General features: G+C 53.8%; 11 protein-coding genes. 4 read left to right on the top strand and 7 right to left on the bottom strand.

Going from position 1 to position 14,924, the window contains the following annotated elements; all coding sequences use genetic code 11:
• Positions 1–225: 225 nt before the first annotated feature.
• Both adk and hemH read left to right on the top strand, forming a co-directional pair.
• Positions 226–870, top strand: coding sequence for an adenylate kinase (gene adk, locus ACLJZ5_RS06230; protein ID WP_001220237.1), 645 nt, complete (start codon positions 226–228; stop codon positions 868–870).
• Between the two features lie 228 nt (positions 871–1,098).
• Positions 1,099–2,061, top strand: a complete 963-nt coding sequence (gene hemH, locus ACLJZ5_RS06225) for a ferrochelatase (RefSeq protein WP_020839523.1) — start codon at positions 1,099–1,101, stop codon at positions 2,059–2,061.
• Here the strand turns inward: hemH and aes are convergent.
• Entirely contained in the window at positions 2,058–3,029 is a 972-nt protein-coding gene (gene aes, locus ACLJZ5_RS06220; RefSeq protein ID WP_000801786.1) for an acetyl esterase, read from the bottom strand. The genes hemH and aes overlap by 4 nt on opposite strands.
• A gap of 152 nt (positions 3,030–3,181) precedes the next feature.
• Here aes and gsk point away from each other — a divergent pair, with 152 nt between their 5' ends.
• On the top strand, positions 3,182–4,486 hold the full coding sequence (gene gsk, locus ACLJZ5_RS06215) for an inosine/guanosine kinase (RefSeq protein ID WP_000671592.1): 1,305 nt from the start codon (positions 3,182–3,184) through the stop codon (positions 4,484–4,486).
• 48 nt (positions 4,487–4,534) lie between these two features.
• Here gsk and ybaL read toward each other — a convergent pair whose 3' ends face one another.
• Together ybaL and ACLJZ5_RS06205 are read right to left on the bottom strand one after the other, a co-directional pair.
• Entirely contained in the window at positions 4,535–6,211 is a 1,677-nt protein-coding gene (ybaL, locus tag ACLJZ5_RS06210) for a YbaL family putative K(+) efflux transporter (protein WP_000546202.1), read from the bottom strand.
• 214 nt (positions 6,212–6,425) lie between these two features.
• Complete coding sequence (locus ACLJZ5_RS06205) at positions 6,426–7,646, bottom strand: MFS transporter (RefSeq protein WP_001251593.1); 1,221 nt, start codon at positions 7,644–7,646, stop codon at positions 6,426–6,428.
• Positions 7,647–7,818: 172 nt separating this feature from the next.
• Here ACLJZ5_RS06205 and ushA point away from each other — a divergent pair, with 172 nt between their 5' ends.
• Positions 7,819–9,471: a bifunctional UDP-sugar hydrolase/5'-nucleotidase UshA gene (gene ushA, locus ACLJZ5_RS06200; protein WP_000670398.1), complete on the top strand. Its 1,653-nt coding sequence runs from the start codon at positions 7,819–7,821 to the stop codon at positions 9,469–9,471.
• Positions 9,472–9,587: 116 nt separating this feature from the next.
• Here the strand turns inward: ushA and ybaK are convergent, their stop codons facing one another.
• The 4 genes from ybaK to copA form a co-directional block, all read right to left on the bottom strand.
• Positions 9,588–10,067 carry a Cys-tRNA(Pro)/Cys-tRNA(Cys) deacylase YbaK gene (ybaK, locus tag ACLJZ5_RS06195; protein WP_000186618.1) on the bottom strand — a complete coding sequence of 160 codons (480 nt, stop codon included), beginning with the start codon at positions 10,065–10,067 and terminating at the stop codon, positions 9,588–9,590.
• Between the two features lie 201 nt (positions 10,068–10,268).
• A complete protein-coding gene (locus ACLJZ5_RS06190) occupies positions 10,269–11,063 on the bottom strand; it encodes a TraB/GumN family protein (RefSeq protein WP_000421861.1) in 795 nt (264 codons plus the stop codon).
• 85 nt (positions 11,064–11,148) lie between these two features.
• The gene (locus tag ACLJZ5_RS06185; RefSeq protein WP_024797957.1) at positions 11,149–11,976 is read right to left on the bottom strand and encodes a lysozyme inhibitor LprI family protein; all 828 of its coding nucleotides are present in this window, start codon (positions 11,974–11,976) and stop codon (positions 11,149–11,151) included.
• A 354-nt stretch (positions 11,977–12,330) separates the two neighbouring features.
• Complete coding sequence (copA, locus tag ACLJZ5_RS06180) at positions 12,331–14,832, bottom strand: copper-exporting P-type ATPase CopA (protein ID WP_024797958.1); 2,502 nt, start codon at positions 14,830–14,832, stop codon at positions 12,331–12,333.
• Between the last annotated feature and the right edge of the window lie 92 nt (positions 14,833–14,924).

The raw sequence follows: 14,924 nt of genomic DNA, 5'->3' as shown, positions 1-14,924 counted from the left end.
GCCGGATGGCGACGCGAAGCGTCTTATCCGGCCTACGGGCGGGTACTGTTTGTAGGCCGGATAAGCGCCAGCGCCATCCGGCATTTTTTATAATACCTTCTCTTTTCTCGATTTCTCTTCGTTAACCGTTTCAGCATCAGGCGGCTTCCTTGAGCGAAATGCGTGATGGTGGTATCGTTTAGCGCTTTTTAAAAAATATCGACAACCTTTGAGGGGATTTTCGTAATGCGTATTATTCTGCTTGGCGCTCCGGGCGCGGGTAAAGGAACTCAGGCTCAGTTCATCATGGAGAAATATGGTATTCCGCAAATCTCCACTGGCGATATGCTGCGCGCCGCAGTGAAATCAGGCTCCGAGTTGGGCAAACAGGCGAAAGATATCATGGACGCCGGTAAACTGGTGACCGATGAACTGGTGATTGCGCTGGTTAAAGAGCGTATCGCCCAGGAAGACTGCCGTAACGGTTTTCTGCTGGACGGTTTCCCGCGCACGATCCCGCAGGCTGACGCGATGAAAGAAGCGGGTATTGTCGTGGATTACGTGCTGGAATTCGACGTACCGGACGAACTGATCGTTGACCGTATTGTGGGCCGTCGCGTACACGCCGCCTCTGGCCGCGTTTACCACGTAAAGTTTAATCCGCCGAAAGTGGAAGGCAAAGATGACGTCACCGGCGAAGATCTGACCACCCGTAAAGACGATCAGGAAGAGACCGTTCGCAAACGTCTGGTGGAATATCATCAGATGACCGCGCCGCTGATTGGCTACTACCAGAAAGAAGCGGAAGCGGGCAACACCAAATACGCTAAAGTTGACGGTACGCAGGCCGTTGCCGACGTGCGCGCAGCGCTGGAAAAAATCCTCGGTTAATTTTTTCGCGTAGTGAACCGCTTATCAGGCCTGCCATTATCCCGCAGGCCTGATAAGCGTAGCGCCATCAGGCAATCGGTGCCGGATGGCGGCCTGAACGCCTTATCCGGCCTACTGGCATCGTTAGCGCCATTCGGCAAATTCTCGTCTTACCTCTCGCAGCAATTAGTTCTTCTTTATCGCTTTTCCGCTACAATTATCAACAATTTGAATAGATAAGAGGCGGCAATGCGTCAGACGAAAACCGGTATCCTGCTGGCTAACCTTGGCACGCCAGATGCCCCAACTCCTGAAGCGGTAAAGCGCTACCTGAAACAATTTTTAAGCGACAGACGCGTGGTGGATACTCCTCGTCTGCTGTGGTGGCCGCTGCTGCGTGGCGTTATTTTACCGCTGCGTTCGCCGCGCGTCGCGAAACTCTATCAATCTATCTGGATGGATGGCGGTTCGCCGCTCATGGTATATAGCCGCGAACAGCAACAGGTGCTGGCCGCGCGGTTGCCAGACACGCCCGTCGCGCTGGGGATGAGCTACGGCTCGCCCTCGCTGGAAAGCGCTGTCGATGAACTGTTAGCAAGCGACGTCGACCATATCGTCGTGCTGCCGTTGTACCCGCAATACTCTTGCTCAACGGTGGGCGCAGTCTGGGACGAACTGGGGCGGATACTGGCGCGTAAACGTCGTATTCCCGGTATCTCATTTATTCGCGATTACGCGGATGACGGCGCTTATATCGATGCGCTGGCGAAAAGCGCGCGTGAGTCGTTCGCCAGACACGGCGAGCCGGATGTGCTTCTGCTCTCTTATCACGGCATTCCACAACGTTATGCGGATGAAGGCGATGACTACCCGCAGCGCTGTCGCGATACCACGCGCGAACTGGTTTCCGCATTGGGGCTGCCGCCGGAAAAGGTAATGATGACGTTCCAGTCGCGCTTTGGCCGTGAACCGTGGCTGACGCCGTACACCGATGAAACGCTAAAAATGTTGGGTGAAAAGGGGACTGGCCATATTCAGGTTATGTGTCCGGGATTTGCCGCGGATTGTCTGGAGACGCTGGAAGAGATAGCGGAACAGAACCGCGAGATTTTCCTTGAAGCGGGCGGTAAAAAATATGCGTACATTCCGGCGCTGAACGCGACGCCGGAACATATTGATATGATGCTGAAACTCACGGCGCCGTACCGTTAACGCGGCGTCTTCATCCTCGCCATAAAGAAGCGTGCGCCGTCCTGCAAGGCATCGTCGGCGATTGTCATCATTCGCGAATAGTGCAGAAAGGCGTGCAGCGTGCCGGGATACATTTTGTATTCGCAGGGCTGCTGGTGCGCCTGTAATGTCTGGTGCAGCAAGCGGCTGTCATCAATGAGCGGATCAAACTCCGCGCTGGCAATAAAGCAGGGCGGCACATCGCGCGTGAGATCGTTATTAAACAGACAATACCAGGGCGATTCCCGATCTTCATCGTTACGCAGATAGGCCTTTTCGTACATGTCCAGATCTTCACGCGTCAGGCCGTCCCACGCGCCGCCGAACAGACGGCGGCTTACCGAATCCTGCAACCCATACAGCCCATACCACAACAGAATCGCGATAACGTTACCGCAGCGAATGTGCTTATCACGTAGCCAGAGCGCGCTGGCAAGCGCCAGCATGGCGCCTGCGGAATCTCCGGCGAAACCGATTTTCTCCACGTTGAGCGAGTATTCATCGGCATGTTGAGAGAAGTAGCTGCATACCGCGACGGTTTCTTCAATGGCCTGCGGATAACGCGCTTGCGGCGACAGCGAATAATCAATACCGATCACGGTGCAGCCGGTATAACGCGCCAGCAGACGCATTATCCGGTCATGCGTATCCAGATTACCGAGGATAAATCCGCCGCCGTGCAGATAGTATAAGGTGGCCTGACTGGTCGGCTGCGGCGAGTAGAGCCGGGTTGTTACATCGCCATAAGGCGTAGGGACGGCGCAGGTGCGGGTGGTCATGGACGGCGCGTCGGCATTCCAGAAACGGCGCTCAAGAAGATAATACTGACGCTGGGTCTCAATATCGCCATCGGCAGGCCAGGGGGGAAGGCCTGGTTGCTGGAAGTTTACGACGGCTGTCATTTCGTCAGACAGTCGGGTGAGTACGGGAATTTTATTTTCCGGCTTCATAAAACGCTCCTTGTGAAAGTGAACCATTGTAAAAAACGCGGCTGGAGAAACTGCGATCTCGTCGTCCGATATTGAAACGCCATCGTCCGTCGCGCGCAGCGGGGGGAATGTGCTACCATGCAGCGCTCCGTTATTCATCCGTAAGCACAATCATGAAATTTCCCGGTAAACGTAAATCCAAACACTATTTTCCCGTCAATGCGCGTGACCCGTTGTTGCAACAAATTCAGCCAGAACAGGAAACCAACGCCTCCTGGGTCGTCGGTATCGACCAGACGTTGGTGGATATTGAGGCGAAAGTGGATGACGATTTTATTACACGCTATGGATTAAGCGCCGGGCATTCTCTGGTGATAGAAGACGAGGTGGCGGAGAAGCTGTATCAGGAACTGACGCGGGAAAATCTGATCACCCATCAGTTTGCTGGCGGCACCATAGGCAATACGATGCACAATTACTCGGTACTGGCGGATGACCGTTCGGTGTTACTGGGCGTGATGTGCAGCAACATTGAGATTGGCAGCTACGCTTATCGCTACCTGTGTAATACTTCCAGCCGTACCGACCTGAATTATCTGCAAGCGGTAGATGGCCCGATTGGCCGCTGTTTCACGCTGATTGGCGAATCCGGCGAGCGTACCTTCGCTATCAGCCCCGGCCATATGAATCAGCTACGGGCGGAAAGTATTCCGGAAGCGGTGATCGCTGGCGCTTCTGCGCTGGTGTTGACCTCATATCTGGTGCGCTGTAAGCCTGGCGAACCGATGCCTGACGCGACGATGAAAGCGATCGAATACGCGAAAAAGCATAACGTGCCGGTTGTCATGACGCTGGGCACCAAATTTGTGATCGCCGATAATCCGCAGTGGTGGCAGGCGTTTCTCAAAGAGAATGTCTCGATTCTGGCAATGAATGAAGAAGAAGCGGAAGCGCTGACCGGCGAAAACGACCCGCTGCTGGCGGCGGATAAGGCGCTGGACTGGGTCGATCTGGTGTTATGCACCGCCGGGCCGATAGGGTTATATATGGCAGGCTTCACCGAAGAGGAAGCAAAACGTAAAACCCAGCATCCGCTGCTGCCGGGGGCTATTGCTGAATTTAACCAGTATGAATTTAGCCGGGCAATGCGCCATAAAGATTGTATTAATCCGCTGCGCGTTTATTCGCATATTGCGCCGTATATGGGCGGGCCGGAAAAAATCATGAACACCAACGGCGCGGGCGATGGCGCGCTGGCGGCGCTGCTGCACGATATTACGGCGAACAGTTACCATCGTAGCAACGTACCGAACTCCAGTAAGCACAAATTCACCTGGCTGACCTATTCGTCGCTGGCGCAGGTGTGTAAATATGCTAACCGTGTCAGTTATCAGGTACTGAACCAGCATTCTCCGCGTCTGACACGCGGGCTGCCGGAGCGTGAGGACAGCCTGGAAGAGTCGTACTGGGATCGCTAATCTGGCTTGCCCGATGGCGCTGCGCGCATCGGGCCGTCCGGAAAACCCTTAACTGGCGACGACTTCACCTGCGGGCGGCGTTTCAAGCAGTTCCAACATCGCCCGGGCAATTTCTCGCTCGCCCATCACTACCTGATTGGCTCCCCGCTCGGTAATATATTTCACTTCATCATCATAGTGCGCGCGGGCGATTATCTCGATATCAGGACTTTTTTCCCGCGCTGAGGCGACAATCTCACCGGCTTCGTAACCGTTGGGGATGGTCAATAACAGCCAGCGGGCGCAGTCCAGATGCGCCAGATTCATGATTTCTTCGTTAGCGGCGTTGCCCAGCACGGCGCGAATCCCGCGTTCGCGCAGCTCATCCACGCGGGTACGGGACGTTTCGATAACCACCAGCGGAATCCCCGCCGCCAGTAATTTTTCTCCCAGCAGACTGCCTACGCGGCCAAAACCCACCAGCAGGGCATGATTACAGATATCCACAGGAATTTGCTTCTCTTCTTCGATAGCCTCTTCCAGAGTTTGCTCTTCCAGCGTTTCGGTTTTCGCCAGATACTTCTCCAGCAGGGTAAACAGTACGGGATTAAGCATAATCGACAAAATAGCGCCTGCCAGCACCAGGTTCTGTCCCGCTTGCGGCAGCAGGTTGAGCGCCATGCCGAGTCCGGCGAGAATAAAGGCGAACTCGCCGATTTGCGCCAGGCTGGCGGCAATGGTCAGCGCGGTTCGCGGCGAGTGGCCGAACATACGCACCAGGAAAAACGCAGCGATCGATTTACCAAAGACGATAATGGCAAGCGTCGCCAACACCGCCAGCGGCTGTTGAATCAAGACTAACGGATCGAACAACATGCCGACGGAAACAAAAAACAGGACGGCAAAGGCGTCGCGCAGCGGCAACGTATCGTGCGCCGCCCGGTGACTCAGTTCCGACTCATTAAGTACCATTCCAGCGAAGAACGCGCCCAGCGCAAAAGAGACGTCAAACAGTTCTACCGCGCCAAACGCAATGCCTAACGCCAGCGCCAGTACGGAAAGGGTAAATAATTCGCGCGAGCCGGTGGCGGCGCTGCGGGCCATAATCCACGGCACCAGGCGGCGTCCGACCAGCATCATGATGGCGATAAACGCCACCACTTTACCAATGGTTATCCCCATATCGACTGCCAGCGAGGCTATGCCGACATCGCCTTTTTCCACCATGCCGGCAACGGCGGGCAGCAAGACCAGCGTCAGCACCATCACCAGATCTTCGACAATCAGCCAGCCGATGGCGATTTGCCCGCGCTGGCTATCAAGGAGTTGTCGCTCCTCAAGCGCGCGCAGCAGGACGACGGTACTGGCGGTAGACAGACAGAGCCCAAAAACGATGCCGGTCATTAATGACCATCCCAGCACGGCGGAAAGCGCCATACCCAGCAGCGTCGCCACCGCTATCTGAGCGACAGCGCCGGGAATGGCGATAGACTTTACCGCCATCAAATCCTTCAGCGAAAAATGCAGCCCGACGCCGAACATCAATAGAATCACGCCGAGCTCCGCCAGCTCCGGCGCCAGTTTGGTATCCGCAACAAAACCCGGGGTAAAAGGTCCCGCCAGAACGCCCGCTAACAGATATCCCACCAGTGGAGAAATACGCAATTTGTTGGCAATCATGCCGAGAATAAAAGCGAGCACAAGGCCGCCGACAATGGTGGTGATAAGCGGGGTAGCGTGATGCATTCCGTCTCCTTTGGTTGCTGGACTCCAAAACTCCGGGTAATAGTTTATGACAATTTCAATCAGGATGTTTATAAAAAATGGTTGTGTTTTATAAAAAAATACAATCTGACGGTAAAAAGAGCACGGAACGGAAAAGTGATAAGTATGGGATGGGCAAAGCATGATGGCATCGGGATGTACAGGCGGTTAAAGCGTACCTTTAACCGCCATAAAATCACGCTTTATGTCGATTATCAGGTAAGAATATGGTCAGTATCCCCAGAAGCGGCAGGAAAGCACAGATTTTATAAACTAAGTAGATACTGGTATGGTCGGCAATCAGCCCCAGCACCGCTGCGCCCAAGCCTCCCATCCCGAAGGCAAACCCGAAAAACAGGCCGGAAACCATACCGATGCGTCCTGGCAGCAGCTCCTGGGCATACACCAGAATGGCGGAAAACGCCGACGCGAGAATAAAGCCGATAATCACCGTTAAAATCCCCGTCCAGTACAGTGTGGCGTAGGGTAAAACAAGGGTAAACGGCGCGACGCCGAGAATAGAGCCCCAAATCACATATTTCCTGCCGATTTTATCGCCCACCGGCCCGCCGATTACCGTCCCTGCAGCCACCGCAAACAGGAAGGCAAACAGATGGAGCTGCGCGTTTTGTATTGATAATCCGAATTTTTGCATCAGATAAAAGGTGTAATAGCTACTGATGCTCGCCATATAGAAATATTTCGAGAAAATGAGTAGCAATAATACGCTGACCGCCAGCACGACTTTATTGCGCGGCAGCGGGTTAGCGATTATCGCTTTTGGCTTGCCTTTCGCTATCCGGTGCTGGGCTGCATACCAGCGGCTGATCTGCGCCAGCACCACGATCGCCAGCAGCGCGGCCAGCACAAACCAGGCGACATTCCCTTTGCCATAGGGCGCGATAATCACGGCGGCCAGCAGCGGGCCCAACGAACTGCCGAAGTTACCGCCGACCTGGAAGATAGACTGCGCCAGACCATGACGTCCGCCGGAGGCCATGCGCGCCACGCGGGACGATTCCGGGTGAAAAACGGACGAGCCGGTACCCACCAGCGCCGCAGCGAGCAATACGCCGCCAAAACTTCCCGCCATTGCCAGCAGTACCAGCCCGCTCAGGGTAAAACACATGCCGACAGGCAGCGACCACGGCATGGGATATTTATCCGTCCAGTAGCCGACGACCGGTTGCAGTAGCGATGAGGCGAGCTGGAACGTCAAGGTAATCAAACCTATCTGGACGAAAGTCAGTGAGAACTCCGCCTGCAACAGGGGATAAATGGCTAAGATTAGCGACTGAATCATATCGTTCAGCAGATGGGAAAGACTGATCGCGCCCAAAATACCAAACGAAGTACGTGCTTTAGCGGCCGCTGCGGGCGCGCCGGCTAACGGCTGGGTTGGTTCACTCATGGCCATAGAAAGTCACTTAAATTTTATGCGATGTTGGAGATAGTAGGATGTGTAATTATTACTTGCCTAACATACCTGTGAAATGTGTTTGAAGGAAGTCTCAATTCTGAAAACATATTTGTCTATTATTGCAAGGAAAGGTAATTTCTGCGGTTGATATTGAGTCAGGGAGAGAAAGATGAAATTTTTGAAACGGGGTGTGGCGCTGGCGTTACTGGCGGCGTTCGCGCTGACGACTCAGCCTGCACAGGCTTACGAAAAAGATAAAACCTATAAAATTACTATCCTGCATACCAACGATCACCACGGTCACTTCTGGCGCAGCGAATATGGCGAATATGGTCTGGCGGCGCAAAAAACGTTGGTGGACAGTATCCGTAAAGAGGTGGCGCAAGAGGGGGGAAGCGTCCTGTTGTTATCCGGCGGCGACATTAATACCGGAGTGCCGGAATCCGATCTCCAGGATGCGGAGCCCGATTTCCGCGGGATGAATCTGATTGGCTACGACGCTATGGCCGTCGGTAATCATGAATTTGATAATCCGCTCACCGTATTGCGCCAGCAGGAAAAGTGGGCGAAGTTTCCCTTTCTTTCCGCCAATATTTATCAAAAAAGTACCGGCGAGCGTCTGTTTAAGCCGTGGGCTATTTTTACACGCCAGGATATAAAAATCGCGGTAATCGGCTTAACCACCGATGACACGGCGAAAATAGGCAACCCGGAATATTTCACCGATATTGAGTTTCGTAAACCTGCTGAAGAAGCAAAGGTGGTGATTCAGGAACTTAATATGAATGAAAAACCGGACGTGATTATCGCGACCACGCATATGGGACATTATGACAACGGCGATCACGGTTCGAACGCGCCGGGCGACGTTGAGATGGCGCGTAGCCTGCCTGCCGGTTCGTTGGCGATGATTGTGGGCGGTCACTCACAAGACCCGGTATGCATGGCGTCGGAAAATAAAAAACAGGTGAATTACGTACCGGGAACGCCCTGCGCGCCGGATAAGCAAAATGGTATCTGGATCGTGCAGGCGCATGAGTGGGGTAAATATGTGGGCCGCGCGGATTTCGAATTCCGTAACGGCGAGATGAAAATGGTTAACTACCAGCTTATTCCGGTAAATCTCAAGAAAAAAGTGACCTGGGATAACGGGAAAAGCGAGCGTGTACTTTACACGCCGGAAATCGCCGAAAATCCGCAAATGCTCTCGTTATTAACGCCGTTCCAGAATAAAGGTAAAGCGCAACTGGAGGTGAAAATTGGTAGCGTGAATGGCCTTCTTGAAGGCGATCGCAGTAAGGTCAGATTTGTCCAGACCAATATGGGACGGGTGATTCTGGCTGCGCAGATCGCGCGCACCGGCGCCGATTTTGGCGTGATGAGCGGCGGCGGTATTCGCGACTCGATTGAGGCGGGAGATATTACCTATAAAAGCGTGCTCAAGGTACAGCCGTTCGGCAACATTGTGGTGTATGCCGATATGAGCGGCAAAGAGGTGGTTGATTATCTCACCGCCGTAGCACAGATGAAACCGGACTCCGGCGCCTATCCACAGTTCGCCAATGTGAGCTTTGTCGCCAAAGAGGGCAAGCTCACCGATCTGAAAATCAAAGGCGAGCCTGTTGATCCGGCTAAAACCTATCGCATGGCGACGCTGAGTTTCAACGCCACGGGCGGCGATGGTTATCCGCGCATCGATAACAAACCGGGATACGTGAATACTGGGTTTATTGATGCGGAAGTGCTGAAAGAGTTTATTCAGCAAAATTCACCGCTGGATGCGGCGGCGTTTACGCCAAAAGGCGAGGTGAGCTGGTTGTAGCGGTACGGATAGCCATCACTGCCTGATGGCGCGCAGCCTTAAGGCCTACGGATTATGTCTGCTGTAGGCCGGATAAGGCGTTTGCGCCGCTATCCGGCAATGTATTTTACGCAGGCTTAATCCCGACGCGCGATATCAGCGAATTTAGCACCCAGTATGGCGGCCAAATCGTCAGCCGCCAGTTCAATATCCAGCCCGCGTTTACCACCGGAAACATAAATAGTGGCAAACGTGCGGGCAGGCGCGTCAATCAGCGTAGGCAGCCGTTTCTTCTGTCCCAGCGGACTGATCCCGCCGACCAGATATCCCGTGGTGCGTTGCGCCACCATCGGGTCGGCCATATCGACCTTTTTCGCGCCCAGAGCTTTGGCGACTTTTTTCAAATCCAGCTGTCCGGCTACAGGCGTCACGGCGACGGCCAGTTGCTTCATATCACCATTCACGGCAACCAAAAGCGTTTTATACACCTGATCGGCGTTTAGCCCGAGCTTACGCACCACTTCATCGCCAAAGTTAGTTTCATTCGGATCGTGATCGTAGGTGTGAATGTTAAACGGAATCTTGTTTTTTTCGAGTAACTTAACTGCGGGTGTCATAACGTTCCTTCTTACTACAGACGTGATTTGCCATCAGCATACGCCCGAAAGCGGACTAAAAAATAGTATAATCTTGTGCATTAGGTCTTGGCAGTTGCGGCAACTTTGAGCGACAATCTGAAGATCCGAAGCGAAAGCGTCGGGATAATAATAACGATGAAATTCCTCTTTGACGGGCCAATAGCGATATTGGCCATTTTTTTATTTCAATATTTGCGGTAGGTTGCCTTCGCCGTACAGATGTAGCGCCCCTACGGCTACCACGTAGCGTCCCGGCGGCAGTGCCAGCAGCGCGTCGCGCCAGGCTTCATTGCGTTTTACCATCAGTACATCATACAGCGGTTGGCTAAACGTTCTGGGGAGCGAAGCGCCGACGCTGGTCGGCGGCTGTTCAAGCCACCAGCCGATCATCACCTGCAAAAGCCGTGCGTTGGTGTGCCAGTGCGTCAGCGTGTCGTCGAGCAGCGCCATCCCGCCATCGGGCAGATCGCAGAGTAGTTCGAGCTGGTGTTTCGCCCCTTCCAGCTCTTGCACCGGCAGCGACATTTCGCGGGCAGCCTGTAATAGCTGATAATCAATGCCATAGTCCGGACGCAATCCCAGCCGTTGCGCCTGCGTGGCCTGTAGCACCATAGCTATCTGCCATAAAGGTTGATTATCAAAATGGATCAGCGGCATACCCAACTCGCTGACCCGTTTTTCCAGTGCGCTTAGCTGCCCGGCGCTGAGACGTTCGACCAACGGCGGACATTTGGGGAGATTGCTGAATGGCGTTTCGTTACCGGAAATATCCGCTTCAACGACCAGCGCGTCGGCCTGGCGTAGCTTTTTCACCAGCTTTGCTGGAAGAGGAGCCATATCGCGCGTCCCCATATGAATACTGCCAACCAGATGCAGATGACGACCGCCGGGCAGGGAGAGATCGATAGCAGGCCAACTATTTGGGGTACCACGCAGCGCGCGCCATAAACGTTTAAGTTGATTTAATAGCTCCATACGCGCTCCCTTTGAAAAAGCTCATGCTAGCGCGTTGGAGAAAAGGGCGCAATGCGCCCTGACGGGACGTCAACGATCGGTCGGGTTATTCGCTGCCGTCGAGATAGGCCGTTCTGGCGATGGTCATTTCAAGCTGGCATTTATAAATACTGATGCGCTTTTCAGCAGGTATGGCCTCGGATTTTGCATCGCTAAGTTTGCCGCACTGCTGCTCTTTTTTTGTCACCCAGACTCGCTGCTCTTGTTTTAATGCCGTTCGGGCAGAGGCGGGTAGTGAATTCCAGACCTGATTAAGCTCGCGATCTCTACTCTCAAATTTCTTTGCTGCGATTTCAATCAGTGAGCTATTTTTTTTCTTTATGAGTTTATCACCAGATACCGTCATTCTTGCCATTACATAAATAGACCACGTCAATTTATAAATTTTTTTCACAGGGGTGACGACAATATCTTTGTTGTTGTCAGCAAGCTGGATATTGTAGTTAACCTCTTTCCAGGTCATCGTATTATTTATTACCTGGCTGTTTTCTTGTGAAATATAGGATAGAGTATCTGGTAAGTCTTTCATTAATTTAAAAAATGGCTGAGGAATACCTATGGTGACGGTAGCCGAGCAAGTTCGTAGGTTGGCATTTTCTGGTTGAGGGTTCTGCGTTATTACATCACTGAATTGAATAGGAATAGCCCGGAGTTGCTGCTCGTACTGAGTCTGGGGGATATCGAAGAAAAGCGTGGAGGGCGCTTTAATATAGCTTTGCTGTAAACGACCTAATGCTTCATTGTAAATCCACTCTTTTGCCGCCGTGACTGCATTATCGTTGCCGCATTTTAACTCTGGACTGGAATCAAATAATCCTGCATAACTAACTGCGGGAGAAAGCAGGAAAAGAAGCGCAACTGCTTTTCTAAACATAAATAACACATCCTTATGATTCAAAAAAATATTATAAAATGTTGTTTTTTATTTTTCTATAGGATGTGCGGTTAAATTTTTATATATTGATACGGTAAATTACTGATGGCTTAATAATATATCAGGCAGCTAATGCTGCCTGATATATACCCTTCATACTTCAAGTTGCTTATGTGTTGGCTACGGATTACTCGGCCCATCCATGGGCCTCACCCTGACGGGCCGTCGCACGCGACGTTCAAATCTGCTCCCAGCAGATTTGTCGCTCACCCCAGTCACATAGTTATCTATGCTCCTGGGGACTCACTCCCTTGCCGCCTTTAAGCAACTCGAATTATTTTGGGTATAGACTTTTTACGCTTTCGGTTTAAAGCGCAATAGCCGGTTGGCATTGCTGACGACGGTAATGGAAGACAGCGCCATTGCCGCGCCCGCTACTACCGGGTTTAACAAGGTACCGGTAAACGGCCACAGAATACCGGCGGCCACCGGGATACCAATGCTGTTGTAGATAAATGCGCCAAGCAGGTTTTGCTTCATATTGCGCAACGTCGCGCGCGAAATGGCCAGCGCATCCGCCACGCCCATCAGACTATGGCGCATCAGCGTAATCGCCGCGGTTTCAATCGCCACATCACTGCCGCCGCCCATCGCGATACCGACGTCCGCCTGCGCCAGCGCGGGCGCATCGTTGATACCATCGCCGACCATCGCGACCTGACGCCCCTGGCTTTGCAGACGTTTAATCGCATCAGCTTTGCCATCCGGCAGAACGCCCGCAATGACTTCATCAATGCCCGCTTCTTTGGCAATCGCGTTAGCCGTCGTTGGGTTATCCCCGGTGAGCATTACCAGACGGTATCCGGCGTTGTGCAGGCGTTCAAGCGCGGCAATACTATCGCTGCGCAATGGATCGCGTACCGCCAGTAACGCCGCCGCTTTACCGTCAATCGCCAGCAGGACCGGAGTAGAGCCTTGCGAGGCCTGCGCGGTGATTTCCGCCGTCATATCATCCGTGGCGACGTGCTGTTCGTTCAGCAACGCCTGGTTCCCCAGAAGCAGTTGATGACCTTCCGCTTCACCGCTGACGCCCAGTCCGCGCAGCGTTCTGAAACCGTTCACCTGCGGCAGTTTATCGTCGCCGGCTTTTTCCAGAATCGCATGGGCCAGCGGGTGGCTGGAGCCTTGTTCGAGCGCGGCTGCCAGACGTAATGCCTGAGCTTCCTCAACGCCGTTAAAGGTTTTTACCGCCACCACTTGCGGCTTGCCTTCCGTCAGCGTCCCGGTTTTATCAAAAACGAGGGTATCCAACGTACTGGCGCGTTGCAGGGCATCGGCGTCGCGTACCAGCACGCCGAATTCGGCAGCGCGGCCTACGCCGGAAATAATCGACATTGGCGTCGCCAGGCCTAATGCGCAAGGGCAGGCGATAATCAGTACGGTGGTGGCGATGACCAGCGTATAAACAATTTGCGGCGCCGGCCCGAAGAAATACCAGATAGCGGCGCTGAACAGCGCAATGGCCACGACGACGGGAACGAATACCGCGGAGATTTTATCGGCCAGTTGGCCAATTTCCGGTTTACTGCTTTGCGCCTGGCGTACCATGCGAATAATGCGTGACAGCGTGGTATGACTGCCCACCGCGCTGGCGCGGAACAGGACGCTGCCGTCCTGGACGACGGTGCCGGCATGAACGCTGTCGCCTTCGCCTTTTTGCTGCGGAATAGGTTCGCCGGTCAGCATGGCTTCATCAAGCCACGCTTCGCCCTGGGTAATTTCGCCATCCACCGGCACGCGATCGCCGGTAGTTAGCCGCAGTAGCATCCCTGGCTGAACGTCCGCCAACGGGACGCTTTTTTCGCCGTCTTCTGACACGACGCGTGCGGTGGGCGGGGTGAGATCGAGTAATTTTTCCAGCGCTTTTGAGGAACGCTGACGGGCGCGCGCTTCCAGCATGTGTCCGAGATTAATCAGACCGATAATCATCGCGCTGGCTTCGTAATAGAGGTGCCGCGCTTCCATCGGGAACCACTGCGGCCACAGGTTGACGCTCATGGAGTAGAGCCAGGCGACCCCGGTGCCGAGCGCCACCAGCGTATCCATCGTCGCCGTGCCGTTCAGCAGGCTTTTCCACGCGTTACGGTAAAAGTGACCGCCCGCAAAGACCATCACCGCAAGCGTGATCAGGCCAATAGCCAGCCACAGGCTGCGGTTGTCGCCGGTCACCATCATGTTATCGCCGATCATCCCCCAGACCATGACCGGTATACCGACCGCCAGGGCGACGATTGCCTGCCAGCGAAAACGTTTCATGGTGGCGATGGCGGTTTCCTGCTGGCGCTCGCGGCGTTTGATGTCATCTTCAATCGCCTCTGCGCCGTAGCCGGCTTTTTCCACCGCCTGCACTAAATCAGCGGCGGACGCGCTGCCCATCACCAGCGCAGTGCGTTCCGCCAGGTTTACCCGTGCCTGCGTGACGCCCGGTACGCTTTGTAGCGCATGTTGTACGCGGGTGACACAACTGGCGCAGCTCATGCCGCTTAACAGCAACTGTTGGCTTTCTTCATCGGCCGTCGCTACCGGAAGCTCATGAGGAACCGCTGCCAGTGCTTCCGACGGGATTGATGACTCCGTCAGCGGTTTAGCCTTTGGGTGGCTTAACGTCGCGCCATACCCGGCCTGTTTGATGGTTTCAATTAACGAGTCCGCACTGGCGGTACCGGTAACGTGCGCTTCGGTTACGGTAACGTCCGCCAGCTCAACATCCGGACGTTGTTCAAGACTTTCTTTCACGCGTTTAACGCAATGACCGCAGGACAAACCGTCCAGGGTCAGGTCGATAGTTTGAGACATAGTAAAAACTCCTTTATGATTGGTCATCAATTCATTGACCTTAGTAATCGTAGTGACTCACTGTGATAAAGGTTAAACCTTCCAGCAAGGTT

It is taken from the genome of Salmonella sp. 5800 (genome assembly GCF_046558195.1).
Lineage (GTDB): Bacteria > Pseudomonadota > Gammaproteobacteria > Enterobacterales > Enterobacteriaceae > Salmonella > Salmonella enterica.
Note: the sequence above shows the minus strand (reverse complement) of the source record. Positions and strands in the feature narration are given on the sequence as shown.